Origin of the sequence: Erythrobacter mangrovi, from assembly GCF_013260645.1 — a bacterium.
Taxonomy (GTDB): domain Bacteria; phylum Pseudomonadota; class Alphaproteobacteria; order Sphingomonadales; family Sphingomonadaceae; genus Qipengyuania; species Qipengyuania mangrovi.
The window spans coordinates 2,954,779-2,979,368 of the sequence record NZ_CP053921.1; the positions used below are offsets into that span (position 1 = coordinate 2,954,779).

A 24,590-nucleotide genomic window follows, 5' to 3' on the forward strand; every position below is an offset into this window, starting at 1 on the left:
TTTGTGTCGGTTCGTGACCGTTATGTTGCAGTTTCAACAGAAAGATCCGGGAATTCCGGATCGGGCTGAAATTGCAGTTTTATGACAATGTTTCAGTTTTGTTGCAGTCGAACCCGTGGCGCAGCACAAAGGGTGCGTAGCGAAAACACGGGGAGACATGTCATGGCTCTTGGAATCACCCTGGCGCTGGCTTTCATGGCGCAGGCACCGGTGCAGGAAGTCGCAGTGGTTGAGACGACTGCTGATGTCGGGCTGGACGAACTGATGGCTGGGCGCGATCGCGCGGCGCTCGAGACGATCGAGAATTGCGACGAGTTGGCGGCAGCCGATCCGGCACGCCTGATCAACCGCGGCATCGCGCTCGCGAGGCTGGGTCGTTACGACGAAGCGCGCGCGGATTTTGAAGCTGCTGCATCTGCACGTGAAACTGTCGATCTTGAGACTGCGGCCGGTGACTGGGTCGATTCTCGGCGCCTTGCGCGCCGCGCACTCGCCATGCTCGACAAAGGCGAGTTTGCGCGTTATTATGCCCTGTCTTTGCGATAAACCGAGTTAATCGCATACCGCAGAAGCGGTCTTCATGGCCCGCGTTCCACCAGGAACGCGGGCCTTTTTCTTGAAGTAAGCTGTGTCCCAACTTCGACATCCGCGGATATTCAGCTTTCTGTCACTCGCTTGTCATGTAGTATGGCCATCGGAGCCGGACGGAGGGTGCAATGATTCTCGCACGCTTGGCGTTCGCCCTGGGATTGTCCGGTGCAGCGCTGACTGCCTTCCCGGTGAGGGCGGATGTCATGGAGATCGACGCGGACGGAGCGCGCTGGGTGGCCGGCGGAAGCTCCGCGACGGCGGCTGCCACGATGACCGATGAGCAGCTGGCGGCCCTAGCCGAAGTCCCCGCCGACATCTTCGTTCCCGATATTGCCGTTGCCGATCCCCAGATGCAGGCCGGTCAGGTGCCGGTCGCCTATCAGGCGAAGGTGGCCGAGCTGGCGGCGCGGTTCGACCTCAGCCCGACGCTGATCGAGGCGCTGGTCTGGCAGGAAAGCCGCTGGCGAGCCTCGGCCATTTCACCCGTGGGCGCGCGCGGTCTGGCGCAGCTGATGCCGGGTACGGCGCGTGAGCTGGGGGTTAATCCCGACGATCCCTTTGCCAACCTCGAAGGCGGTGCGCGCTACCTGCGCGAACAGCTCGATCGGTTCGATGGGGATCTCGAACGGGCGCTGGCTGCCTATAATGCCGGTCCAGGTCGGGTCTTGCAGGCGGGCGGTATCCCGCGCATTCGCGAAACGCAGTATTATGTGGCGGCGATCATGGGCCGCCTGTCCGATCACTCACGGGAGTAAACTCACTTGAAGCGTATTGTCTCGATCCCGGCCGCACTGGCCCTGCTTGCAACCCCCAGCGCCGCCTTTGCGCAGGTCGCCGATCCGGCCGGATCGGGCCCGATTGTCGCCGCACTCGGCTGGCTACAGGGCACGCTTCTGGGCAACGTCGCCACCGCAGTGGCGGTGATGGCAGTTGCTGCGGTCGGCTTCATGATGCTGACCGGGCGCCTCAACTGGCGCTTTGGTGCGACCGTCATCATCGGTGTGTTCATCCTGTTTGGATCGGCATCGATCGTTGCCGGCATCCAGGGCGCGGCGGCAGGTTGACCGTGACTGCACTGATCCGCCATCCCGTCCACCGTGCGCTGACCCGCCCGCAGATGTTCGCGGGGGTGACGTACAACTACTTCATCATCAATGGGATGGTGACCACCGAGATATTCCTGATCACCGGCAGTTGGCTCGCCTTGCTGGCGGCCGGCGTCATGCACGGCATCGGCTATTTCGCCTGCCTGCGCGAACCGCGCATTTTCGACCTGTGGATCACCAAGGTCTCGAAGTGCCCGCGGGTCAAGAACTACAAGCGCTGGGGGTGCAACAGCTATGCAGCCTGAGCGGGAAGGGGCCCAGTAATGTCGAAGTGGATCGGTGCGGCTGCCTGGAGCGCGAAGGAAGCGCGCGCTGGCGATCGCCTGCCCTATGCCCGGCTGGTCGACGAGAACACGCTACTGTTGCGCGACGGCTCGGTGATGACCGCCATCCAAGTCCCGGGCCTGCTGTTCGAGACCGAGGATAGTGAAGCGCTCAACGCCCACGCCGCGACGCGCGAAGTGGTGCTGCGCTCAACGCTCGATGCGCGCTTCGTGCTTTATCATCACGTTATCCGTCGTCGGGTTTCGGTCGAGCTCGAATCCACATTCCCCGATGCGATCAGCCGCCATATCGATGCGCGCTGGCGCGAACGGCTGGGTTCGGGCCAGTTGTTCGTCAACGACCAGTTCATCACGCTGATCCGCCGCCCCGCGCGCGGCAAGGCGGGCCTGGTCGAGCGCCTGAGCAAGGGCTGGAAGCGCAAGGGCCGGGTCGAAGTCGAAGCCGATCCCAAGGATCTGCGCAGCCTCAAGGCTGCCGCGACCGGCTTGATCGCGGCACTGCAGCCCTACGGTGCGGCGCTGCTCGGCGATTATGTCGGGCCGCAGGGTAACACCAATTCGGAAGTGCTCGAGCTGCTCTCGGCGCTCTACAATGGCGAAATGCGCCCGGTTCGCAGGCCGTCTGACGAAACCGACATCGGTCACATGCTGCCCTATCGCAGGGTGAGCTTCGGGCTCGACGCGATCGAGCTGCGCGGATCGGGTTCGCCCGATTTTGCCGCGGTCCTGGGCCTCAAGGACTACCCCGAGGCCACCAGTCCGGGCCTGCTTGATGGGCTGCTGCGCCTGCCTTTCGAAATGGTGGTCAGCGAGAGCTACGCACCGACCGAGCGCCAGACGGCGCGTGAACGCATGGACCTGGCGATCCGCCGCCTCAAGAGCGCCGACGAGGAAGCCGCCGCCGAACGCGCCGACATGCTGGCCGCGCGCGACGCACTCGGCAATGGCGCGGTGGGTTTCGGCGATCACCACCTGACCGTGATGGTGAAGGAACGCGATCTCAGCCGACTCGACGACGCCATGGCTGCATGCGCAGCCGCGCTGGCCGATACCGGCGCGATCGCTGTACGCGAGGATACCAATCTCGAGCCGGCATTCTGGGGCCAGTTCCCGGGCAATGAAGGTTACCTAGTCCGCCGCGCGCTGATCTCAAGTGCCAACATGGCGAGCTTCGGAAGCCTGCATGGCTTCGCGCTAGGCCAGGCGCAGGGCAACCATTGGGGCGAGGCAGTGACCCTGCTGGAAACCACCAGCGCGACCCCGTTTTTCTTCAACTTCCACCATGGCGACCTTGGCAATTTCTCGGTCATCGGGCCCTCGGGCTCGGGCAAGACGGTGGTGATGAATTTCCTTGCCGCGCAGGCACAGAAATTCGGCCCCCGGACCATATTGTTCGACAAGGATCGTGGTGCGGAGCTGTTCGTACGCGGCATTGGCGGGCGCTATGACGCGATCCGCGCTGGCGAGCCGACGGGCTTCAATCCTCTCGCCATGCCCGATACGCCGGGCAATCGTGCGTTCCTGCGCGATTGGCTGGGCGTACTGCTCAAGGCCGAAGGGCCGGAGGAAGAGGCGACCATCGCCGGAGCGGTCGATGCCGCATATGCCAACGATCCTTCCTTGCGGCGCCTGCGCAATTTCCGCGAACTGCTTTCGGGCAGTCGACGTCCGCAGGCGGGCGACCTGGCCGACCGCCTGGGGGCGTGGATCGGGGAGGGTGAACACGCCTGGTTGTTCGATAATGGCGAGGACTGCCTCGACCTGAGCGCCCGCGTGCTCGGCTTCGATATGACCGCGCTGCTCGAAAACCCTCGCCTGCGCACGCCGACCATGATGTACCTGTTCCATCGGATCGACGAGCGTCTCGATGGCAAGCCGACGATGATCCTCATCGACGAGGGCTGGAAGGCGCTCGACGATGTGGTCTTCGCGGCCCGCATCCGCGATTGGCTCAAGACCCTGCGCAAGCGCAATGCCTTGGTGGGATTTGCGACCCAATCGGCGCGTGACGCGCTGGAAAGCCGCATCTCGACCGCGCTGGTCGAACAGACCGCGACAATGATCTTCATGCCCAACAGCCGCGCGCGGCCCGAGGATTATTGCGATGGCTTTGGCCTGACCGAACATGAGCTGGCACTGATCCGCTCGCTCCCGGCACACAGCCGCTGCTTCCTTGTGCGCCAGCCCGATGCCAGCGTGGTGGTGCGGCTCGACCTGTCGGGTGCGCCGGAGGTCCTGACGCTGCTATCGGGCCGAGAAAGCACCGTGCGTCGGCTGGACCTGCTGCGCGAAGCGTTGGGCGATGCGCCGGCCGACTGGTTCCCCGCGCTTACCGGCAGCAAGTGGCCGGGTGGCGCCAATGATACGGAGGAGGCCGGAACGATTCCGCTCGGCCTGGCTGCCGAGTGAGCAGCGTCAACTGCCAGCGGGCGGCAGAGCAGGTCGGCAACGGCGTGGCGGCGGCGCTTAAGGGCGTCGATTGCATCGCTGGCGAGGCATCGGCCGCAGCCTTCGGTCGGCTGTTCGCGTCAGGCGGTGTATTGGGTCCGGTGCTTACGATCCTGCTGACGATCTATATCGCGCTGTTCGGCTTCGCGCTGCTTACCGGGCGCACCAATGTAAACGTGCGCGCACTGGTGCCGCGCATGGCGACGCTGGGAATCGTACTGACCTTTGCGACCAGTTGGATCGCCTACCAAAGCTTCGTCTGGAACCTGGCCGTCGGCACGCCCGATTACCTGGCCAGTATCCTCACCGGCACGCGCGGCAGCGCGACGGATGTATTCGCGCAGAAGATCGATGTCGTCTTCATCGCGATCCAGGAAGCGAGTGGCGGCAACGAGGATTTCTCGGCCTTTTCGCCCGAAGGGATGATGTGGCTCGGGGCCATGCTGTTCATGCTTGGCACCGTGGGCCTGCTGGTCACGACCAAGATCGCCATGGGCGTACTCATCGCGCTGGGCCCGATCTTCGTGGTGATGGCCCTGTTCAACGGGACCCGCGGCTTGTTTGCCGGTTGGGTCAAGGGCGTGACCATGTGCGCGCTGGCGCCCTTGTTCGCGGTCCTTGGCGGGAGCGTGATGCTCGAACTGGCGGTCCCGATCCTGGGGGCGCTCACCGCGACGCCAGGGCAGGTCAATCCGCAAGCCGGCATGGCGTTCTTCATGGTCGGTGCCGTGCATGTTGCGCTGATGATCTTGGTACTCAAGGTAGCCGGGGCGATGGTTGCCGGCTGGACCGTATTCGGCCTTACTTCCTCGAGTGAAGACCGAGCATCGCCATCGGTCCCTGCAGCGCAGGCCGCTGCGCCGTCCGCGGCCCTGGCGCAAGCGCAGGCGGCGAACCAGGTCAGTGCACAGACCCGGCGGGTCGACCTTGCGGCAGTGCCTATCGCCGCAGCCGCCAACGACGCTGGTGGCGGCGCGACCAGCCGTACGACCAAGGTATTCGCGACCGCTTCGAGTTCCGGCCAGGTTGGACCGCTAGCTTCAGGCCCGGCACGGGCGCTCGGGATCGGCTCTCGCTTCAAGTCGGCCCCGCCCAAGGCCCTCGACCGTTCGATGGAGAAACACTGATGAAACGCGCGCTCTATCCCGCGCTCCTGCTGGCCGCGCTTGGTACCCCGGTGCTTGCCGCCAGCGATCCGCGCCTCGTCGAGGTGATGTACGACGAGATGAAGGTCGTGCGCATTGAAGGCAAGGTGACGGTGCAGGCTTCGATCGTCTTCGGTGAAGACGAAGTGATCGAGAACGTCGCGATCGGCGATTCCGCGGCCTGGCAGGTGACGCCCAACAAGCGGGCCAATATCCTCTTCGTGAAGCCGCTCGACGCGCGCGCTTCAACCAATCTGACGGTGATCACGAGCAAGAGGACCTATCTGTTCGATCTTGTCGCCAGCCCCACCGCCAAGCCGCTTTACGTGTTACGCTTCGACTATCCGCCCGAACCCGAGGCCGAACAAGTTCCGCAACTGGCGGAAGGGCCCAACGCGGTCGAGAAGCAAGCGGCCAGCGATCCCTATGCCGTGGTCGACCCGACCGACCTCAACTTCGCCTGGACCGGTTCCGGCGATCCCGAACTTCTGCCGACCAACGCCTTTGACGATGGCACCGCGACTTTCCTGACCTGGCCGGAAGGCAGGGATGTGCCTGCGATCCTGATCACCAATTCTGAAGGTGTCGAGGGTCCGGTCAATTTCACTGTCCGCGGCAGCACCATCGTGGTCGATGGCGTGCCGGGATCCATCGTGCTGCGGTCAGGCAAGGAAAGTGCCAGGCTGGTCAACAGCGGTCCGGAGCGGGCCGCCAATCCAGATTCAGCGAGCGGGGGAACCGCGCTTGCCTCGAGAGGAGGGAACTGATGCGTCTCGCCATGCGCCTGCCCGAAAAGAAGCCGGGCAATGATACAATCGCAAACGACATCGATCCGCGCGATGAGGCCGATGCCGAGATCATCGACCTGGCCCAGCGCAATGCGTTCCCGACAGTGGGGCGTCAGGGCGGTGCTTCCGATGCGCTCGGCCTCATGGCCGGGATCGCAATCGTCGCGGGTCTCGGCGCAGTGACCCTATGGGGTATGAATTCTGCTCGCGTGGCGCCGCCTGAAGGCATCGGCGGCAAGCAATCCCAATCTGAAGCCATGCCTTCGGTCTCGCCACAGGCGGTCACACAGGTTGCGCAGCCGCCGCAGGCGGTGCCGCAGGTGCGGAGCGATCCCGCGCCGCAACCGGTCTATGCCGCAGCACCGCAGGCCGTTGCTTCGGTGAACCCCTATGCCAATCCCACCGTCGTGTTCGATGCAGGTGCCGCGCCGGGCAGCATAGCCCTGGCCGTGCCGGGCGACGCGCCAAGCGCCAGTGCGGCGACTGGCAACTCTGCCAGCGATTTCGCCAGCCGCATCGGCGGTGTTGGTGGAGCTCCGGCTCAGGCCAGGGCTATGGTCAATCCCTCGACCACGGTCACGCAGGGTACGCTGATCCCGGCAGTGCTTGAGACTGCGATCGACACCAATGTCCCTGGCTATGTCCGTGCCGTCGTCAGCCAGGACGTGCGGAGCTTCGACGGGACCAAGGTCTTGGTCCCGCGTTCGAGCAGGCTGATCGGCCAGTACCAATCGGGCCTGCAGAACGGGCAGAAGCGCGCCTATGTCATCTGGACCCGGTTGATCCGGCCAGATGGTGCATCGGTGAACCTCGCGTCGCCGGCGATCGGCTTCGATGGGACCACCGGCCTGGCTGGCAAGGTATCGGGTGCCGGTTTCTTCAACCGCTTCGGTTCGGCGCTGCTGCTGTCAGTCGTCGGCGGGGCAGGCTCTGTTGCGACTGGCGGTGTTGCCGGGGTTCTGCTCGGTGGAGCGAGCCAGTCGGCCGCCAGCACCGCTGCGCAACAGGATGGGCAGCGTGGCCCCGTGGTACGGGTGCGGCAGGGCGAACCGATCCGCATCTTCACTGCGCGTGACCTCGACTTCTCGTCGGTAAACTGAGGTAGGCCAAACTCGTGACCGCCGAGATCCACCCCTTCCTGCCAGACGATCATCCGGAGGAGGACGCCCCGACGGTCGACCTGCAGGGTGAGCGTAGCGTTTACCTCGACGCTTACCTTGCGCCGTTCAAGGAATGGCTCGAGCGCGACACGGTGACAGAAATCCTCGTCAATCGTCCGGGCGAAGTGTGGATCGAGGATGCGGCCCATCCCGGCATGCAGAAGGTCATTCGTCCGGAGATCGACGATCGCCTGGTCCAGCGGCTGGCAGAACAGGTTGCTCGGGTCAGCCATCAGGGGATCAACCGCGAACACCCGTTGCTGGGCGCGACCTTGCCCGATGGTGCGCGCGTGCAGTTCTGCGGACCGCCCGCGGCGCGCAAGCACTGGGCAATGGCGATCCGCCGCCATCGTCGGCTCGACCTTCCGCTCGACGCTTATGACACCGGCCCGCTCTCGGCGCGGCAGCAGGGGGTGATGCCTGATCCCAATGCGGCCCCGGTTGCCTTCCTGCGCGAAGCCATCCGCCAGCGCCGCACAATTCTGGTTTCCGGCGGTACCAGCACCGGCAAGACGACGTTCCTCAACGCCATGCTGGGCGAGATCCCGCGCCATGAGCGCGTGGTGCTGGTCGAGGATACACCCGAGCTCAAACTGCCTGGCGAGAACGGCGTCGGTCTGGTGGCGGTGAAAGGCGAGCTGGGCGAGGCGAAGGTTACCTCCAACGAACTGCTTCAGGCGGCGCTCCGCCTGCGACCCGATCGTATTGTCCTCGGCGAACTGCGGGGTGCGGAAAGCGTCAGCTTCCTTCGTGCGATCAACACCGGGCATCCGGGGAGTTTTTCGACGATCCATGCCAACAGCTTGCGCGGCTCACTTGAGCAGTTGGCGCTGATGGTCATGCAGACCGGAATCGGGCTGACCCGGTCGGATACCATTGCCTATGCTGCGAGCGTGATTGACGTGATCGTACAATTGGGACGCGACAGCACGGGCAAAAGGGGCATCGTCGAGATCGCCGAAAGCCATTCGTTGGCCTGACGCGTTTCAGCTCCACAATGGAGGTTGCCGTAGCGTCAACCGAACACTGCTGTGCGGCGTTTAGATAACACTTGGAAAAAACCGGGCTTAATCTGCGCAATAATCCTGCGCAATCGCTTGCGTGCATACGAATGTGTGATAGCTTCCCGATCCTAGGCCGCAAAGACGGCCAATGGAGAGGAGAGGGTTTATGAGGGTGAGGTATACCCTGCTCGCGGGTATCTGCGCGGGCGCAATTGCAGTTCCATCATATGCGCAGGACGCAGGCGATGACGAGCCGACGGTCCGGCAGAATGTCATTATTGTTACCGCGCAGCGTCAAAACCAGAGCCTGCAAGAGGTGCCGATCGCGGTCAGCGCCTTCGATGCCGAAGCGCTCGAAGCACAGCAGATCGAGAACACCAGCGACCTTCAGCTAACCCTACCGAACGTCTCATTCACCAAGTCGAACTTTACCGGTTCTTCCTTTACCATTCGCGGTATCGGCGACCTGTGCGTCGGCACCTCGTGTGACTCTGCGACCGGCATCCACACCAACGGTTCGCCGTTGTTCGGAACTCGCTTGTTCGAAACCGAATTTTTCGACCTCGAACGGATCGAGGTTCTGCGCGGCCCGCAGGGCACGCTGTTCGGCCGCAACGCGACGTCGGGTGTCGTCAACCTCGTCACGCACAAGCCTGAGCTGGGCATTTTCGGCGCCTCTGCAGAGGCCGAGTACGGCAACTTCAACAGCATCAAGGCCAAGGGGATGATCAACATCCCCCTCGGTGATTCCGTGGCCTTCCGCGCTGCTGGTTTCTACCTGAACCGCGATGGCTACACGACCAACACCTTCGACGGCAACGATCTCGACGATCGCGATATGTATGCGGTCCGTGGCTCGCTGCGGTTCGAGCCGGGTCCGGACACCACCATCGATCTCATGGCCTATTATTTCCGTGAGAACGACAAGCGCCTGCGTATCCAGAAGCAGCAGTGCCAACGTGACCCAACGGGCGTGCTCGGTTGTCTCAACAACCGCCGCGATTTCGACAATACCAACGCCAATTCGACCTTTACCGGCACACTGGGTTCGGTTGAGTTCCTGTCGATCGCGCTGGGCAATCCCGCGCTGGGTGCGGCCCTCGGCCTCAACAGCATCTACGGCCCGGACATCTATTTCAATTATGACGAGCCTGACGATGTCCGCACCGTCGGCACCTCGTTCACCCCGGACTATTTCGCCGACGAACTGCAGTTTCAGGCGCACATCGATCACAACTTCGGTCCGATCAAGATGTCGCTCAGCGGCACCTATCAGGAAACCTCGGTCGACTCGCGCCAGGACTACAACCTTGGCATCCCCGGGCGGAACTTTGCGCAATTCCAGACGGCATTGAACTCGCTGGCGTTCTTCGCCGCGAATGGGTTGCCTACTGGCGTTGCCAACCCGCCGTTCGTTCCGGGCTCGGCGGCTTACTTTGCACCAATCGCAGCTGCGTTGATCCCCAATGGTCCGGACGGCCAGCTGTGCACTTCGGATACGCGCCTCGACAATCGCGGCGTCTATGAAGGCTTCGGCATCTGTTCCGACCTGCCCGGTGCATTCGACCGTTCGCGGTCGAACGGCAAGTCGTGGTCGACTGAAGCCATCTTCAGCAGCGACTTCGATGGCCCGTTCAACTTCCTGGTTGGCGGCATTTATGCCGAAGCGAAGGCCTATGACACTGATTACTACGTCAATGCCTTTGCGATCGACTACATCACTGGTGTCCTGGGTACCTTGACCGCCTTCGGGGCGGGCGCACCGCCATCCTATCTTGCGACGTCGTTCTACCGGAACAACACGCAGGACTTCAAGCTGAAGAGCTATGGCATCTTCGGGGAAGTCTATTTCGACATCTCCGATACGGTCAAACTCACCGGTGGCCTCCGCTACAACAACGACAAGAAGCGGCTGTCAGCGCGCACGACCTTGGCGAACTTCCTCAATCCCTTCAGCAACGATGGGGATCCCTTCGACTCGCCCTTCGTCGGTAGCTTCGACGCCGATCCCGGCACACCAGGCAACCAGCTGTTGCAGGTTCGCCAGGTCGGGTTCGACGAGATTACCGGACGTGCCGTGCTCGACTGGCAGATTGGACCGGAGAACCTGATCTACGCGTCATACTCGCGTGGCTACAAGTCAGGTGGTATCAACCCGCCGCTGTCTCCGGTGTTCTCGGTTTCGGAAAGCTTCGGGCCGGAATCGCTCGATGCCTTCGAAATCGGTACGAAGAACACCTTCCTCAACGGTGCGTTGCAGCTGAATCTAACCGGGTTCTACTACAACTACTCGAGCCTTCAGCTGAGCCGCATCATCGCGCGTACCTCGGTCAACGACACGATCGATGCCAAGATTTGGGGCGTCGAACTCGAGACGATCATCCGTCCTTCGGATAATTGGTTGATCAATGCGAACTTCAGCTACCTCAACGCGGAAGTTAAGGGCGATCAGTTCTTCTCGAACCCGCGCGATCCGGGTGGTGGTGACCCAGATGCCGTAATCATCAAGGACATCACCAACGGCGCACTCTGTGCGGTCACTGGCCCTGCTCCTGGCGCGGCAGCTGCGTTTGTCGGTGGGGTCAATGCCTCGCTTGGCCTTCAGGCCCCGGGGCCGTTCCCAGCCGATGGTGGAATTGCTTCACTTGGCGCATTCAGCATCTGTAGTGCACTCGATGCCAATGCTCCGGCTGGCTTCGCCGTCCTTAGCCCGGGCGTTGAAGTCAACCTGAAGGGCAATAAATTGCCGCAGGCTCCCGAGATGAAGGCCTCGTTCGGTACCCAGTATACTGCCGAGTTCTCGAACGGGATGACCTTGGTTCCGCGTTTCGACGTGGCCTTTACGGGCGAGCAGTATGGCAATGTGTTCAATGGCCGGGTCAATCGGATCAAGCCCTTCGTCCAGGCGAATGCGCAGATCCAGTTGAACGGTCCCGATGATCGCTGGTTCATCCGCGGCTTCGTGCAGAACATTTTCGACAGCAACTCGGTGACCGGTCTCTACGTCACTGACGCGTCTTCGGGCCTGTTCTCGAACATCTTCACCCTCGACCCGCGCCGCTACGGCATCGCGGTGGGTGCGAAGTTCTGAGACACGACACCTGACAACGGGGGAGGAGGGGCGACCGCCAGGTCGCCCCTTTTTCTTTTGGAGTCAGCGATCCGTTGAGGCGAATGGAGAAAAGTCGGTATCGGTATCGAATACCTCGACCCCTTCTGCCCGTTTGAGCCCACCCACCACTAGATAGGTAACCGGGGTCAGTAGCGCCTCCCACGCGGTCTTGATTACCCATTGCGACAAGACCACCTGCCACAGCTGCTCGATCGGCCAGCCTGCAAGGCCATAGAAGGCGAGTGGATAGAAAATCAGGCTGTCGAGCCCTTGGCCGACCACGGTTGACCCGATCGTTCGCATCCACAGGTGCCGACCCTGAGACCAGACCTTCATCTTGGCGAGCACGAAGCTGTTGGCAAACTCGCCAACCCAGAAGGCCGTCATTGACGCCAGCACGATCCGCCAGCTGTTACCAAATACGAACTCGTAGGCCTCCTGCCCCGGCCAGCCCGCTGCAGGCGGCAGGCTGACGACGACCCAGGCCATGAAAGCCATGAAGGCGAGCGCCGCGAAGCCGGCCCAGATCACGCGCCGCGCGCGGGCATAGCCATAGACCTCGGTCAGCACATCGCCGATGATGTAGCTTACAGGGAAGAACAATACCCCGGCACCGAATGACCATTCGCCGATCCCAGGCAGCGTGACATAGCTGGGCTTAGATGCCCCTATCAGGTTCGACAGCAACAGGATCGTGACGAACGCTGCCATCACGAGATCGTAGTAACGGAAGCGAGGCGAATCCGGTGCTGACCGGGGCGGAGTGCTGTTTTCCATGGCTTAGTGAGTTAGTGCCGATTGGCGCTGCGCGAAAGCGGCGTTATGGCGTCCTCAGCGCGCGCCCGTAGTTCAACTGGATAGAGCACGAGCCTTCTAAGCTTGGAGTTGCAGGTTCGAGTCCTGCCGGGCGCGCCATCTTTCGTTCCGGTAGTGGGCGGGCGACGTAGCTCCCTAGCCTCGCGCTACGGTATCCAGCGGTTCACCGGTGACTGGGTAGCCAAAGTCCTCGCCGATATGCAGCCAGCTCTTGCCGTCCATCTCGCCGATGAAGGGCGTGATCGTCCGTACCGGGATCGCTTCCGCCTGCGCCTTGGCCTCGGCGAAGCTATTGAACTGCGCCAGACGCTCGAGATTGCGGCGCGTCGGGAAGATGACCTTGATCTCGCCCCGCTCTGCGGCGTCCAACGCGCCTTTAGCCGTGGTCCAGAAAAGATGCGTATTTTCTGACAGGTCGGCCTGAATCTCCACGGCGCCCGTGCCGAGATCCGCAAGATAAAAGCGTGTGTCATAGACGCGCGGGATCCGCTCGTTCTTGGGGAACCAGCGGGCAAACGGAGTTAGCTGGGCGAGGTCCAGTTCCCACCCGAAATGATCGAGCACCGGCGCCAGTTGGCCGGTCTGCTGGAGGAAATCGCGCGCGGCGCGAGCCTTATCCGCATCGACTGCACCCTTGATCCCGATTGCAAGACCAGTCTCTTCCAGGGTTTCGCGCACAACGGCGACCTGGTGCGCCGCCTCTTCGGGTTCGAGATGGCCGCCGATCATCGCACCAAGCTCGAAGTCGGCTGGATCGACCCGGCCACCGGGAAACACTGCCATGCCCCCTGCAAACACCATCTCGCGTGAGCGGATGGTCATCAGGATCTCGGGCGGGCCGCCGTCTCCCCCGTTTCGGAAGATGACCACGGTGGCTGCAGGAATGCCTTCAGAAGCGGCCTTGGACGTATCACTCATGAAATCGGTTGTGGCCTGCAACGGGTTGCTTGCCAAGGGGGGATACACCTTGAACTGTCGGTAGAACTTACAAGGTGAACGGTGGCGAAGTTTCGATTAACCATCGTAACGGCGAGAGTTACTGGAGTTCGTGAGTTTGGCACGTCGTCTGCATAGAGTATTCTGTCCCAATTCAGTCTTCTGCGGGGCGCGCTGATCCCTGGTTCTCCGGCAGCGCCCCGAAAAACAAAAGGCCCGCCTGGATATCCACCAGGCGGGCCTTTCCCGTTCTTGGTCCTACCCGGGCCTTGCCGGTGCAGGTGATTTGTGGGTTCGCTTAGCTGTCGGCCTTCGCAACCTGCTTCTCGGAGAGCATCTGCTGAAGTTCGCCTGCCTCGAACATCTCCATCATGATGTCGCTGCCGCCAACGAACTCACCCTTCACATAGAGCTGGGGTATGGTCGGCCAGTCGGAATAGCCCTTGATCCCCTGGCGGATGTCCATGTCCTGCAACACGTCGACACCTTCATATGCGACGCCGCAATGGTCGAGGATTGCGACCGCTCGGCTGGAAAATCCGCATTGCGGGAAAAGCGGGGTGCCTTTCATGAAAAGCACCACATCATTGTTGCCGACGATGTTGGAAATACGTTCGTTGATATCGGACATGGTCCGTCCTTCGTCTGGGAATTGCCTTGCTGCGATTCAGGTGGGGGCTTGGGTGGTGAGTTGCAAGGCATGCAGTTCACCGCCCATACGACCGCCGAGCGCCTCATAGACCAATTTGTGCTGCTGTACCCGGCTCAACCCTGCGAACTGCGGGGCGGTGACTTTCGCCGCCCAGTGGTCGTTGTCGCCGGCAAGGTCGCGCATCTCGACAGTCGCGCCTGGCAAAGCGGTCTCGATCATCGAAACGATATCTTCGGCCGCCATCGGCATCGGGTCAGCCCTGGCTCATGAACTGGCGACGGGCCTCGACGGCGCATTCGTCGAGCTTGGTGCGGATGTCGGACTCGCTGACATCGCAACCGGCAGCAGTCAGGTCACCCAGCAGTTTGCGGATCACGTCTTCGTCGCCCGCTTCCTCGAAATCGGCCTGCACTACGGCTTTCTTGTAGGCGTCGGTCTCTTCCTCGGTCAGCTTCATCAGGCCTGCGGCCCATTCACCTACCAGCCGATTGCGCCGCGCCGCGATCTTGAAGGCGTTTTCTTCGTCGAAGGCGAACTTCGCTTCTTCGCCGCGCTCGCGATCATTGAAATTGGTCATGATGCTTCCCTTGAAATGGGTGTCAGGCGGGCAGCGAGTTCACTCATTCCGCCCGGAACGAATCGTGGCATGCTTTGCACGCCCCCTTGGTGCTTTCAAGGGCCTGGGTAAAGGCCGCCCGGTCATCTGCGGCAGCGGCGGCACCGAGTGTGTCCACCGCGGATTTGAACTCCGCGGCGCGCGCTTCGAAGCTTTCCTTGTCCGACCACACTTCTGGAAGGGCGCGCGTGCCGGCGACGGTGGCGGTTTCTGCACCGTAAAGGGAGGGCAGGGCCTGTGCGAAGCGTTGCAAGCCTCCAATGGCGAATCCGGTCCGCTTGAGCAGGGCGGTCTCGTCTTCCGCCCCACGACCAACTGCGGCGAGAGTGGAAACCATCATCCGCATACCTGCCTGGCGCAATGCCACCAGGTCTGTGGCGTCGGGACGCTCTGCCGAATTTGTCGGATCCGCGGAATTGCCTGCCGTAACGCCGGAAGTCGCGAGGAATGCGGCGCTCGCCGCGAACAATGCCAACCTAGACATTCATCGTCACCACCAGCTTGCCGATCGCGCCCCTATTTTCGAGCTTGGTGATCGCTTCGTGCGCCCGCTCGATCGGATAGGTTTCGCTGACCAGCGGGTCGATCTTGCCGGCCTTCCACAGGTCGAACAATTCTTCGATGTTCTTGGCATTGCGCTCGGGTTCGCGGGCAGTGAAGGCGCCCCAGAAGACTCCGCGAATGTCGCAGCTTTTCAGTAGGGTCAGGTTGAGCGGCATCTTGGCGATTCCGGCTGGGAAGCCGATCACCAGGAAACGACCTTCCCAGGCGATGGCGCGCAGGGCGGGTTCCGAATAGTCGCCGCCGACAATATCGTAGACGATGTCCGCCCCGTTGGGGCCGACGGCCGCCTTGAACGCGTTGGCCAGGTCCCTGGAGGTGTCCTTGTCGAACGGTGCACGGGGATAGATCACAACCTCGTCGGCACCGTGACGCCTGGCGACTTCACCCTTCTCTTCGGTAGAGACCGCGGCGACCACGCGGCAGCCGTAGGCTTTGGCAAGTTCGACCGCCGAAAGGCCGACGCCGCCCGCTGCACCCAGTACCAGGACGGTTTCGCCCGGTTTGATGTCGCCCCGATCCTTCAGCCCGTGAATGGTCGTGCCATAGGTCATCAGTAGCGCGCTGGCCTTCACCAGATCGATCCCGTCGGGTACCTTGAACAGCCGGCCTGCCGCAACCGCGACCTTCTCCTGCAGTCCGCCATTGCCGACGCCGCACATGACCTTGTCGCCAACCTGCCAGCCGGTGACGCCTTCGCCCAGTGCCTCGATCGTGCCGGAGATCTCTCCGCCCGGCGCGAAAGGACGCGGCGGCTTGAACTGGTACATGTCGCGGATGATCAGCGTGTCGGGGAAGTTGATCGCGCAGGCCGCAACCTTGACCAGTACCTCACCTGCGCCGGGGGTGGGTTCGGCGATGTCTTCGACGACCAGGGTTTCGGGGCCGCCTACCTCCTTCGAAAGGACTGCCTTCACGCTGCTTCTCTCCTCGGATTGTTGAGCCAGGGCAAGGCGCCCTCGCGCATGGTTTCGTGCTGCCCGATCACATCCTCGCTGGCGAGGGTCAGGCCGATTTCGTCGAGACCGTTCGTCAGGCAATGTTTCCGGAACGGGTCGATCTCGAATGCGAAGCGGTCCTGGAACGGCGTGGTGACAACCTGGTTCTCAAGATCAATGGTCACCGGATCGGTACGTGCGACTTCGAGTAGTCGGTCGACCTGTTCCTGCGGCAAGACCACGGTCAGGATGCCGTTCTTGAAGGCGTTGCCGGAAAAGATGTCGGAAAAGCTTGGCGCGATCACGGCCATGATGCCGAGATCAAGCAGCGCCCAGGCGGCATGCTCGCGGCTCGATCCGCAGCCGAAGTTGTCGCCCGCGATAAGGACCGGCGCGCCGGTAAATTCGGGATCGTCAATGATGTTGCCGGGATCAGCCCGTAGGCTTTCGAACGCACCTTTGCCCAGCCCGTCGCGGCTGATGGTCTTGAGCCAGTGCGCGGGAATGATCACGTCGGTATCGACGTTCTTGAGGCCCAGCGGAATTGCACGGCCACTGACAGTGGAAACAGGCTTCATTACTTGGCGGACTCCGGGAATTCGGGCAGGCGGATCAAGTGGCGCGGATCGTGCTGGATCACGATTGTCGCGTCGAGGTTGTCCGCCATCTGGTTGAATCGTTCGAACGAAGCGAGCGTGTCGGCCCGGTCGGTGTTGAACTGCGGCACGCCCCGGTTCTCGATCTGCTCTTCGAAGTGGTAGAGATCGCCGGTCAACATGATCGTGCCCGATCTGGGAAGTCGAACGACCAGCGAATGGTGCCCGGGCGTGTGGCCGGGCGTGTTGATCATGGTCACCGACCCATCGCCGAACACGTCTAGATCGCCGGCTATGCGATTGACCTTGCCGGTTGCGCCTGCGGCGAACCACGGGCCGAACTGGGCGCGCGTTTCATCCATCTTTCCCGAGACGATCGCCTCGGCATCGCCGCGACCGATCAGGAGTTCCGCCGCCGGGAAGTCCCGGGTCTGACCGATGTGGTCGTCATGGTAATGGCTGACGGCGACGTAGGTGATGTCCGAAGGTTTCAGGCCGATCCGCTCGAGCTGTTCCGGAATGGTCTCCGCAAGGCTGACGGTGAATACCCATTGCGTGTTGCTGTTGCCCTTGAGTGCAGCCGGAAAGCCGGTGTCCCACAACAGGTATTTCGCGCCGTCGCGGATGACATAGCAGCTGTCGGTCAGCGTCCGCTTCTCGCCATCATAGAGGTGTGTGTCGGAAAAAGGTCCAGCATCGCTCAGTTCGATCGTGCCGCAGTCGAGCCGCCACATCTCGATATCGGGAGCGTCCTGTGCTGCCGCAGGCGCCGTCACGGACAACAGCGCGGCCGTGATCAAGCTTTGTATCTTGGTCATACCTCTCTCCCCACGAGTTCGACCTAATCGGTTTCGGGCTTCTCTCCCGAAGGAACGGGGCCCGATTGCGCGGCCTGCTTCTTTTCCTTGCGCTTGCTCGCGTAGAGCAGAGCGGCAGCGATGGCGGCCGAACCGATTGCGCCAGCGATGGCGGCCTTTCCCTTGATGTTCTTCGTCATCACTCTTCAATGGTTAGGCATCGACGGCTTGGCAAGGGGTGAGCTTGCGGACATCGGCCAGACGACCGGTCACCGCGGCGGCGGCGGCCATGGCGGGGCTGACCAGGTGTGTCCGGGCGCCGGGCCCTTGGCGTCCCACGAAATTGCGGTTGCTGGTCGAAGCGCAGCGCTCGCCAGCCGGAATCTTGTCGGGGTTCATCGCCAGGCAGGCCGAGCATCCGGGCTCACGCCATTCGAAGCCTGCATCGGTGAAGATTCGGTCGAGACCCTCGGCTTCGGCCTGCCGCTTAACCAACCCCGAGCCGGGAACTGCGATGGCCCACCTGACATTGGGAGCCTTGGTCCGACCCTTGAGCACTTCGGCGGCAGCGCGCAGATCCTCGATCCGGCTATTGGTGCATGAGCCGATGAAGACGTTTTCTATGGCGATCTCTTCGATCCGCTGACCTGGTTCGAGGCCCATGTAATCGAGGCTCTTGCGCGCGGCGGCCTGCTTGGAGGGATCGGCAAAGCTCTCGGGAGCCGGGACCACACCGCCAACTGGTACGACATCTTCAGGGCTTGTGCCCCAGCTGACGGTTGGTTCGATTGCGGTCGCATCGATGACGATCGACTTGTCAAACACCGCACCGTCATCAGTCTGGAGGGTCTTCCACCAGGCGAGTGCCCGATTCCATTCCTCACCCTTGGGTGCGTAGGGGCGTCCTTCCAGATAGTCGAAAACCGTCTGGTCGGGCGCAATCAGGCCCGCGCGCGCACCGCCTTCGATGCTCATGTTGCACACGGTCAGGCGGCCCTCGACGCTCATCTGCTCGAACACCTCGCCGCGATATTCGATGACGTGGCCTGTTCCTCCAGCGGTGCCGATCACGCCGATGATGTGGAGGATGAGGTCCTTGGGTGTCACGCCTGGACCGAGAGTGCCCTCGACGCGGATTTCCATGCTTTTCGATTGGCGCAGCAGCAACGTCTGCGTGGCTAGGACGTGTTCGACTTCGCTGGTGCCGATGCCGAATGCCAGTGCGCCGATCCCGCCATGGGCGGCGGTGTGGCTGTCGCCACAGACGATCGTCGCGCCGGGGAGCGAGAAGCCCTGTTCCGGGCCGACGACATGGACGATCCCTTGTTCTGGCGCGGCTGCATCTATGTAATCGATGCCGAAGGCAGGGGCGTTGGTTTCGAGCGCGGCGAGCTGTGCGGCGCTTTCCGGATCGGCAATGGGCAGTCGGCGACCGGCCGCATCCACGCGTGGTGTGGTCGGCAGGTTGTGGTCGGGCACCGCCAAGGTAAGGTCCGGGCGGCGAACCTTGCGTCCGGTCAATCGCAGCGCCTCGAATGCCTGCGGGCTGGTCACCTCATGGACGAGGTGTCGGTCAATATAGAGTATACATGTGCCGTCATCGCGGCGATCGACGACATGCGCGTCCCAGATCTTTTCATAGAGAGTGCGCGGTTTGCTGGCCATGGCGCAGGGTGTGCGGCAGGAATGTCATGGGCGCAAAAAGGCAAAACCAGAGTCTTCCAAACTTAACCTTTCTCTGCTCTATTGACAATCATGTCAGCAAAGCCCTTCGCCTTTCCGATCAAGGTCGTCCCGGACGATATCGATTTCATGGGGCACGTGAACAATGCCCGCTACCTTAACTGGGTGCAGGATACCGTGCTGGCTCACTGGCAAAAACTGGCCCCGGCAGAAGAAGTGGCGAGCAAGGCGTGGGTCGCGCTCAAGCATGAGATCACTTACCGCCGACCTGCGTTCCTCAATGACGAGGTGATCGCGGAAACAGTGCTGGAAAAGATCGCCGGAGCACGCAGTTTCTACAACACCGTGATCCGTCGCGGCGAAGAAGTGTTGGCCGAAGTGAAGAGCATGTGGTGCTGCATCGATGCAGAGAGCCAGCGCCCCGCCCGGATCAGTCGCGACGTCGCGGAACGCTGCTTCGGCATGCCGCACCGGCAGGAACGCTACACCGGCGAATAACGCCAATGGCTTTGCCTGCCGCGTCGGCAGGCTTATATCATGTCTCTGATGACAGTCTTCGTGCCCGTGCTGATCGTGCTTGCAACCTTCGTTGCGATGGAATGGGTCGCGTGGAGTTCGCACAAATACATCATGCACGGTTTCGGTTGGGGCTGGCACCGCGACCATCACGAACCGCATGACAAGACCTTCGAAAAGAACGACCTCTACGCAGTGGTTGGCGCGGCGATGAGCATCTCCATGTTCATGCTCGGCAGCGATTTGGTGCTGGGTGATGCAGCCTGGTGGCCTGCCACTTTCATCGGCATTGGGATACTGCTCTACGGCATCGTCTATACGCTGGTGCACGATGGACTTGTCCATCAGCGCTATTTTCGATGGGTGCCCAAGAGAGGCTACGCCAAACGGCTGGTGCAAGCGCACAAGCTCCACCATGCAACCATCGGCAAGGAGGGCGGAGTCAGCTTCGGCTTCGTCTTTGCCCGTGATCCGGCGAAGCTCAGGGCTGAGCTGAAGGCCCAGCGCGAGGCCGGAATCGCAGTCGTTAGGGATAGTGTAGGCGCCTGATCACTCGTTGCGCGTGGCGATCCAGCTGCCGCAGATTACCAGGATGGCAATGGATACCCAGACCCAGGGGTGACCTAGCGTATACCAGGTGACGATCGCACCGGTCGACATGGCACCGATTGCCATGGTCTTTGCCCGGCGATTGATCGCGCGACGTTCGCGCCAGTCTTGCAGTTGTGGACCCCAGGTCGGGTGATCGAGGATCCGCTGTTCCCAGTCTGGATTGCTGCGAGCGAAGAAGAACACCGCCAGCAGCAGGAAGGGGACCGTCGGCATGATCGGCAGGAACGCTCCGATCGCGCCAAGGCCGACGCTTATCAGGCCCAATACCGAATAGAGTGGGCGCTTCATTTCAACCCGCGGCAATCCGCGCGGCGTGTTCCTTCACCAGTGCGATCATGTTGGGGACGCCCTGGGTCCGGTTGCTCGACAACTGGTTTTTCAGATCGAAAGGTTCGAGGGCGTGGGTCACGTCCATTGTCGCGACTTCGCTGGCCGGGCGGTCCTGTACGGCTGCGATCACCAGCGCCACAATTCCCTTGGTAATCGCAGCATTGCTGTCGGCGAGGAAATGGAGCGCACCAGCATCCCCCGTTGGATAGACCCACACGGCTGCAGAACAGCCACGCACCAGCGTAGCGTCGGTCTTGAGTGCGTCGGGCATGGGTTCAAGTTCACGGCCGAGCTCGATCAACAGGCGATAGCGTTCGTCGCCTTCAAGGAATTCATACTCGTCGGCAATGTCATTGAGGCTGCGCATGGGCGCGCGCTCTAGCGGGGTGTGCGCCGCAGGTAAATCGCGCTCGTGTCAGCCTGTCAGGCCGCCGGGGCGAGTGAACGCGTAATAGATGACGTAGAACCAGCCGAAGAAGCCTTGAACGATGGCCCAGAAGATGGACTGGTGCAGGCTCCAGCTGATCGCCACGGCTATCGCGCTACCTAGCCCGATGCCTGCTCGTGCGGCATCGGTCCGCGCCGCGCTCACAGGTCGACCCCGCTGGCGATGGCTTCGAGCTTGCGAATGCGCTCCTTGAGGTCGGCGATCTCGATCCGCGCGGCACCGAAAGGTGAGCCCTCTTCGCGTGGCGTATTTTCGCGCTGCAGTTCGCTTCGCTTGAGCTCGAGCCACTCGCGCCAGCCGCGCAGCATCGCGCCGGCTACGACTATGAGGCCGAGCAATGATGCGGCAGCTATGATGATGGTCGGTTCGAACATTTCCCTCATGTCCTCCTTGAACCCGGCGGTTTCAGTCGGCCTGCCTGTCGCGCAGGGCCTCGATCTCAGCCGAAATGCGTTGTGTTTCACGGGTATCGAGCGTGTTGCCTTCGGTTGCGATACGTTCGAGCACCTTGATGCGTTCGCGCAGGTCTTCGATCTCGCGCTGCGCTTCACGGCCATACTCACTGTCGGTTACCTCGGGAGCGTCCCCTTTGCGTGAGCGATGGCGTGCCTTCACCATTTCGGTGAAGGCGATGATCGCCACGATCAGGACAATGGCGGACCAGAAGCTCACTGGGTCTTCTCCTGTGTCAGCGGCCGGTTCTCGATCGCGTCGAGCGAACGCAGCTCCTCGATCTGCGCTGCCAGCGCGTGATTGCCGTCAGTGGCGATCCTTTCGAGCACGCGCAGGCGATCTTCGAACTTGCGGAAATCGGCGTCGCCTTTGAGCGCCTGCTGAGCTTTTGCCTGTTCGATCTGTGCTTCGAGCTCGAGCTTTCGCTCTTCATGACGCACGGTGCGCCGGTGCATGCTGTGGGCCATGACGAAAACGGTAAGGACCAGCGTCAGGACAAAGGCGAAGATCAGCGGGAGTTCGGGGTCCATCAGTTGGCCTCCCCGCGTTCGCGCAGGCTTTCGATCTCGTGCGTCAGGCGATAGCCGCTGTCGGTCACGATCCGCTCCACGTTGCCGAGACGATCCTTCATCGATCCGATCTCGGCGCGTAACTGCGCATTTTCTTGCGTGAGCAGCTTGACCCGTTCCTCGGCCTCGGTGCTCTTCGGGTAGACCGCTTTGCCCCAGCTGTTCTCCAGCGGGTAGCCGTGGCGCACACGGATCCAGGTGTTCACCACCCAGGCGACCGATATGCTTGCGACACCGACACCGATCACCGGCGCCATGACGCTGAGCGCTGCGACATCCATTACACGTTCTCCTTGCGCCCGAGCCCCAGCGGAACTCCGGCATCGTCTTCATCGACCCGGCGCTGGTCGCGCAAAGCCTCGATCTGGGTTGCGATGTCATAACCGCGGTCGGTGACGATGCGCTCGAGTACACGGACGCGATCCTCGAGGTCGGCAACGCGGCTTGAATACTGCGCCGCCTTCTCCGCAGTCGCCTCGGCCGTGCTCTTGACGTTCATCTCGGCGATCTTCTGCTGGTGCTTGGCCCAGATTGCCACGATTGGGATCATCAGCGCGACGATCGGTATCAGTTCACCCATGATGTGTTCCTCCCCCGATGCCGATTAGCGCAGGCGTTCGATCTCTGCGGTGAGCCGCGGGTTGCTGCTGACGTAGAAGGTTTCCACGTCGGCAAGGCGACGATCGATGTCCCGCATCCGGGCGCGGATTTCGCGTGCGGTGCGCTTGGGATTCTGACGAACGCCCTGCCAATAGCGCTGCTCGTCGTGATCGACATAGAGGTGCGGGGGCTTCTTGCTTAGCAGCAGGCCGGCGACGAAGTAGGCAGGCAGTGCGAAGCCGGTCGTGAAGATCAGGATGATCAGCGCAAGGCGAACCCACAGGACATCGATGCCGGTGTAATCGGCGATGCCCGAGCAAACGCCCATGAGCTTGGCATTCTGCTTGTCGCGGTAAAGCGTGGTGCGTGGGCTGTTCACTTCATGGCTCCCTTCTTTTCGGCAATTAGCTCTTCAAGCTCGCGCAGCTGTTGGTTGTCCTTCTCGCTGTCGTGCATAATGCGGGCGGGGCGGAATTCCGGGTTGTCGCTGGCTACCAGGCGTTCGACGGTGTCCATCCGGTCGTCGAGCCGCTTGGCGAGGTTGTAGAGTTCCTCGAGCAGCACTTCGTCGTCGGTTGTGATCGATGCGTTGGTCTTCCACTTGGTAACGTAGTGGAGGATGACCCACGGCAAGCCGATAAAGATCGCAATGATGGCGATTACTGGTTCGAATTCCACGGGTCAGTCCTCCTTGCCGGCGCTGCCCATCCCGAGCGCCTTCTTCATCTGTTCAAGCTCGTCGTCGATCGCATCCTGGCCTTCCAGCGCGGCGATTTCGTCGGCGAGGCTCGGCTGGCCGCTGCTGTCGGCGATCTGCAGTGCATCGGCGCGGCCTTCGGCGTAGTCGACGCGGCGCTCGAGCTGGTCGAAGCGGCTCAGCGCTTCGTCCACGCGCTCATTGGTCATCAGGCTGCGCAACTTGACGCGATTCTCCGCGCTCTCCAACCGGGCGGCGATGGCGGTCTGGCGACTGCGCGCTTCGCGCAGGCGGTTCTGCAGCTTCTGGATGTCTTGCTCATAGGCGCGCAGCGCGTCGTCGAGCACCGCGATTTCCTGCTTGAGCTGTTCGGACATGTCCACAGCCTTCTTCTTCTCGACCAGCGCGGCACGGGCGAGATCTTCACGATCCTTCGACAGTGCCAGCTGAGCCTTCTCGCCCCAGTCAGCCTGGAGCTTGTCGAGCTTGACCGTGTGGCGATGCATTTCCTTCTGATCCGCGATCGTCCGGGCCGCGCTCGCGCGGACCTCGACCAGCGTTTCCTCCATTTCGAGGATGATCATGCGGATCATCTTCTGTGGGTCGTCCGCTTTGTCGAGCATGTCGTTGAAGTTGGCGGCGATGATGTCGCGGGTGCGGCTAAAAATGCCCATGAAAGAAGCTCCACTGGAGAAAAAGTCGGATCCGAAACCCGAGCCCTGGGCCCGGCCGCCGTCGCGGGTCGGGGTGGGCGAGCGGCGCAGCCGTTCTACCTCTGCCTCGATCCGTGACAAGCGGGGGCGGGCCGAAGCGCCATCGGCATTGCTGCCGGCGGGACTGTCGGGGGAGAGGCGCTCCGGCCCAAGGGGGTCGTGGTTCGGCGGCAAGGTCATGCGATTTCGACCTGGTCGTAATAGGCGATCGAAGGCGCGGGCGCGCTCATCGCCAGGTTCGAACTGAACACCGCGAAGATGGTCATTGCCAGAAAGCTCGCCAGCGAAGCTTGGCCGAGCTGGGTACGGAAGAAGTTGCGGTCGTACATTTTAGGATTTCCTCCCAAGAAGCTGTTGTCCCCTGTTTAGCAAAGCCTGTGCCAAACTTGGAAAAGCGCAGAAATCTGAGGCTTGCCGAC

General features: G+C 62.1%; 35 protein-coding genes and 1 tRNA gene. 13 read left to right on the forward strand and 23 right to left on the reverse strand.

Annotated elements, in window-relative coordinates; translation table 11 throughout:
• Positions 1–162 precede the first annotated feature (162 nt).
• The 10 genes from HQR01_RS14590 (at position 163) to HQR01_RS14635 (ending at position 11,617) form a co-directional block, all read left to right on the forward strand.
• The gene (locus HQR01_RS14590) at positions 163–546 is read left to right on the forward strand and encodes a tetratricopeptide repeat protein (protein WP_173215812.1); all 384 of its coding nucleotides are present in this window, start codon (positions 163–165) and stop codon (positions 544–546) included.
• A 170-nt stretch (positions 547–716) separates the two neighbouring features.
• Positions 717–1,346 carry a lytic transglycosylase domain-containing protein gene (locus tag HQR01_RS15375; RefSeq protein ID WP_234030189.1) on the forward strand — a complete coding sequence of 210 codons (630 nt, stop codon included), beginning with the start codon at positions 717–719 and terminating at the stop codon, positions 1,344–1,346.
• 6 nt (positions 1,347–1,352) lie between these two features.
• Positions 1,353–1,655 carry a TrbC/VirB2 family protein gene (locus HQR01_RS14600; protein ID WP_173215814.1) on the forward strand — a complete coding sequence of 101 codons (303 nt, stop codon included), beginning with the start codon at positions 1,353–1,355 and terminating at the stop codon, positions 1,653–1,655.
• A gap of 2 nt (positions 1,656–1,657) precedes the next feature.
• On the forward strand, positions 1,658–1,942 hold the full coding sequence (locus tag HQR01_RS14605; protein WP_173215816.1) for a type IV secretion system protein VirB3: 285 nt from the start codon (positions 1,658–1,660) through the stop codon (positions 1,940–1,942).
• Between the two features lie 18 nt (positions 1,943–1,960).
• The gene (locus tag HQR01_RS14610; protein ID WP_173215818.1) at positions 1,961–4,390 is read left to right on the forward strand and encodes a VirB4 family type IV secretion/conjugal transfer ATPase; all 2,430 of its coding nucleotides are present in this window, start codon (positions 1,961–1,963) and stop codon (positions 4,388–4,390) included.
• On the forward strand, positions 4,387–5,556 hold the full coding sequence (locus tag HQR01_RS14615; RefSeq protein WP_173215820.1) for a type IV secretion system protein: 1,170 nt from the start codon (positions 4,387–4,389) through the stop codon (positions 5,554–5,556). Before HQR01_RS14610 ends, HQR01_RS14615 begins: the two co-directional genes overlap by 4 nt.
• Positions 5,556–6,341, forward strand: a complete 786-nt coding sequence (locus HQR01_RS14620; RefSeq protein WP_173215821.1) for a TrbG/VirB9 family P-type conjugative transfer protein — start codon at positions 5,556–5,558, stop codon at positions 6,339–6,341. Before HQR01_RS14615 ends, HQR01_RS14620 begins: the two co-directional genes overlap by 1 nt.
• A complete protein-coding gene (locus tag HQR01_RS14625) occupies positions 6,341–7,462 on the forward strand; it encodes a TrbI/VirB10 family protein (protein ID WP_234030190.1) in 1,122 nt (373 codons plus the stop codon). Before HQR01_RS14620 ends, HQR01_RS14625 begins: the two co-directional genes overlap by 1 nt.
• Before the next feature lie 14 nt (positions 7,463–7,476).
• Complete coding sequence (gene virB11, locus HQR01_RS14630) at positions 7,477–8,502, forward strand: P-type DNA transfer ATPase VirB11 (protein WP_173215823.1); 1,026 nt, start codon at positions 7,477–7,479, stop codon at positions 8,500–8,502.
• A 190-nt stretch (positions 8,503–8,692) separates the two neighbouring features.
• On the forward strand, positions 8,693–11,617 hold the full coding sequence (locus HQR01_RS14635) for a TonB-dependent receptor (RefSeq protein ID WP_173215825.1): 2,925 nt from the start codon (positions 8,693–8,695) through the stop codon (positions 11,615–11,617).
• 63 nt (positions 11,618–11,680) lie between these two features.
• On the opposite strand, the gene HQR01_RS14640 is transcribed toward HQR01_RS14635, so the two are convergent.
• Positions 11,681–12,415: a queuosine precursor transporter gene (locus HQR01_RS14640; RefSeq protein WP_173215827.1), complete on the reverse strand. Its 735-nt coding sequence runs from the start codon at positions 12,413–12,415 to the stop codon at positions 11,681–11,683.
• A 61-nt stretch (positions 12,416–12,476) separates the two neighbouring features.
• On the opposite strand from HQR01_RS14640, the gene HQR01_RS14645 reads away from it, so the two are divergent.
• A tRNA-Arg gene (locus tag HQR01_RS14645) sits at positions 12,477–12,553 on the forward strand.
• Between the two features lie 36 nt (positions 12,554–12,589).
• Here the strand turns inward: HQR01_RS14645 and HQR01_RS14650 are convergent.
• The 10 genes from HQR01_RS14650 to leuC all read right to left on the reverse strand — a co-directional run bounded on the left by HQR01_RS14650 (position 12,590) and on the right by leuC (position 19,215).
• Positions 12,590–13,372 (reverse strand): NUDIX hydrolase, encoded by a 783-nt coding sequence (locus tag HQR01_RS14650; protein ID WP_173215829.1) that lies wholly within the window; start codon positions 13,370–13,372, stop codon positions 12,590–12,592.
• A 316-nt stretch (positions 13,373–13,688) separates the two neighbouring features.
• Positions 13,689–14,021: a Grx4 family monothiol glutaredoxin gene (gene grxD, locus HQR01_RS14655; RefSeq protein WP_173215831.1), complete on the reverse strand. Its 333-nt coding sequence runs from the start codon at positions 14,019–14,021 to the stop codon at positions 13,689–13,691.
• A gap of 36 nt (positions 14,022–14,057) precedes the next feature.
• A complete protein-coding gene (locus HQR01_RS14660; protein WP_173215833.1) occupies positions 14,058–14,291 on the reverse strand; it encodes a BolA/IbaG family iron-sulfur metabolism protein in 234 nt (77 codons plus the stop codon).
• Between the two features lie 4 nt (positions 14,292–14,295).
• The gene (locus HQR01_RS14665; protein ID WP_173215835.1) at positions 14,296–14,619 is read right to left on the reverse strand and encodes a DUF1476 domain-containing protein; all 324 of its coding nucleotides are present in this window, start codon (positions 14,617–14,619) and stop codon (positions 14,296–14,298) included.
• Between the two features lie 43 nt (positions 14,620–14,662).
• On the reverse strand, positions 14,663–15,142 hold the full coding sequence (locus HQR01_RS14670; RefSeq protein WP_267905495.1) for a cytochrome c: 480 nt from the start codon (positions 15,140–15,142) through the stop codon (positions 14,663–14,665).
• Positions 15,135–16,136 (reverse strand): NADPH:quinone oxidoreductase family protein, encoded by a 1,002-nt coding sequence (locus HQR01_RS14675; RefSeq protein ID WP_173215839.1) that lies wholly within the window; start codon positions 16,134–16,136, stop codon positions 15,135–15,137. The genes HQR01_RS14670 and HQR01_RS14675 overlap by 8 nt, the downstream gene beginning before the upstream one ends.
• Positions 16,133–16,735, reverse strand: coding sequence for a 3-isopropylmalate dehydratase small subunit (gene leuD / locus HQR01_RS14680; protein ID WP_173215841.1), 603 nt, complete (start codon positions 16,733–16,735; stop codon positions 16,133–16,135). Before leuD ends, HQR01_RS14675 begins: the two co-directional genes overlap by 4 nt.
• Complete coding sequence (locus HQR01_RS14685; RefSeq protein ID WP_173215843.1) at positions 16,735–17,571, reverse strand: N-acyl homoserine lactonase family protein; 837 nt, start codon at positions 17,569–17,571, stop codon at positions 16,735–16,737. Before HQR01_RS14685 ends, leuD begins: the two co-directional genes overlap by 1 nt.
• Before the next feature lie 23 nt (positions 17,572–17,594).
• Positions 17,595–17,750 carry an isopropylmalate isomerase gene (locus tag HQR01_RS14690; RefSeq protein ID WP_173215845.1) on the reverse strand — a complete coding sequence of 52 codons (156 nt, stop codon included), beginning with the start codon at positions 17,748–17,750 and terminating at the stop codon, positions 17,595–17,597.
• 13 nt (positions 17,751–17,763) lie between these two features.
• Positions 17,764–19,215, reverse strand: a complete 1,452-nt coding sequence (leuC, locus tag HQR01_RS14695) for a 3-isopropylmalate dehydratase large subunit (RefSeq protein WP_173215847.1) — start codon at positions 19,213–19,215, stop codon at positions 17,764–17,766.
• Between the two features lie 90 nt (positions 19,216–19,305).
• Here leuC and HQR01_RS14700 point away from each other — a divergent pair, with 90 nt between their 5' ends.
• Both HQR01_RS14700 and HQR01_RS14705 read left to right on the forward strand, forming a co-directional pair.
• Positions 19,306–19,731 (forward strand): acyl-CoA thioesterase, encoded by a 426-nt coding sequence (locus HQR01_RS14700; RefSeq protein ID WP_173215849.1) that lies wholly within the window; start codon positions 19,306–19,308, stop codon positions 19,729–19,731.
• Between the two features lie 48 nt (positions 19,732–19,779).
• On the forward strand, positions 19,780–20,298 hold the full coding sequence (locus HQR01_RS14705; protein ID WP_173216457.1) for a sterol desaturase family protein: 519 nt from the start codon (positions 19,780–19,782) through the stop codon (positions 20,296–20,298).
• Here the strand turns inward: HQR01_RS14705 and HQR01_RS14710 are convergent, their stop codons facing one another.
• The 12 genes from HQR01_RS14710 to HQR01_RS14765 are packed head-to-tail and all read right to left on the reverse strand — an operon-like array spanning position 20,299 to position 24,500.
• Positions 20,299–20,649 (reverse strand): YbaN family protein, encoded by a 351-nt coding sequence (locus HQR01_RS14710; protein ID WP_173215851.1) that lies wholly within the window; start codon positions 20,647–20,649, stop codon positions 20,299–20,301.
• Position 20,650: 1 nt separating this feature from the next.
• On the reverse strand, positions 20,651–21,058 hold the full coding sequence (locus tag HQR01_RS14715; protein ID WP_173215853.1) for a SufE family protein: 408 nt from the start codon (positions 21,056–21,058) through the stop codon (positions 20,651–20,653).
• A 48-nt stretch (positions 21,059–21,106) separates the two neighbouring features.
• Positions 21,107–21,283 (reverse strand): hypothetical protein, encoded by a 177-nt coding sequence (locus tag HQR01_RS14720; protein ID WP_173215855.1) that lies wholly within the window; start codon positions 21,281–21,283, stop codon positions 21,107–21,109.
• Positions 21,280–21,513, reverse strand: a complete 234-nt coding sequence (locus HQR01_RS14725) for a hypothetical protein (protein WP_173215857.1) — start codon at positions 21,511–21,513, stop codon at positions 21,280–21,282. Before HQR01_RS14725 ends, HQR01_RS14720 begins: the two co-directional genes overlap by 4 nt.
• A 31-nt stretch (positions 21,514–21,544) precedes the next feature.
• Positions 21,545–21,811 carry a hypothetical protein gene (locus HQR01_RS14730; RefSeq protein ID WP_173215859.1) on the reverse strand — a complete coding sequence of 89 codons (267 nt, stop codon included), beginning with the start codon at positions 21,809–21,811 and terminating at the stop codon, positions 21,545–21,547.
• Complete coding sequence (locus tag HQR01_RS14735; protein ID WP_173215861.1) at positions 21,808–22,122, reverse strand: hypothetical protein; 315 nt, start codon at positions 22,120–22,122, stop codon at positions 21,808–21,810. The genes HQR01_RS14730 and HQR01_RS14735 overlap by 4 nt, the downstream gene beginning before the upstream one ends.
• Positions 22,122–22,442, reverse strand: coding sequence for a hypothetical protein (locus HQR01_RS14740; protein WP_173215863.1), 321 nt, complete (start codon positions 22,440–22,442; stop codon positions 22,122–22,124). Before HQR01_RS14740 ends, HQR01_RS14735 begins: the two co-directional genes overlap by 1 nt.
• A complete protein-coding gene (locus tag HQR01_RS14745) occupies positions 22,442–22,741 on the reverse strand; it encodes a hypothetical protein (RefSeq protein WP_173215865.1) in 300 nt (99 codons plus the stop codon). The genes HQR01_RS14740 and HQR01_RS14745 overlap by 1 nt, the downstream gene beginning before the upstream one ends.
• 24 nt (positions 22,742–22,765) lie before the next feature.
• Positions 22,766–23,140, reverse strand: a complete 375-nt coding sequence (pspC, locus tag HQR01_RS14750; protein ID WP_173215867.1) for an envelope stress response membrane protein PspC — start codon at positions 23,138–23,140, stop codon at positions 22,766–22,768.
• Positions 23,137–23,439 (reverse strand): envelope stress response membrane protein PspB, encoded by a 303-nt coding sequence (gene pspB / locus HQR01_RS14755; protein WP_173215869.1) that lies wholly within the window; start codon positions 23,437–23,439, stop codon positions 23,137–23,139. The genes pspC and pspB overlap by 4 nt, the downstream gene beginning before the upstream one ends.
• A gap of 3 nt (positions 23,440–23,442) precedes the next feature.
• The gene (gene pspA, locus HQR01_RS14760; protein ID WP_407644595.1) at positions 23,443–24,351 is read right to left on the reverse strand and encodes a phage shock protein PspA; all 909 of its coding nucleotides are present in this window, start codon (positions 24,349–24,351) and stop codon (positions 23,443–23,445) included.
• Entirely contained in the window at positions 24,348–24,500 is a 153-nt protein-coding gene (locus tag HQR01_RS14765) for a hypothetical protein (RefSeq protein ID WP_173215871.1), read from the reverse strand. Before HQR01_RS14765 ends, pspA begins: the two co-directional genes overlap by 4 nt.
• Between the last annotated feature and the right edge of the window lie 90 nt (positions 24,501–24,590).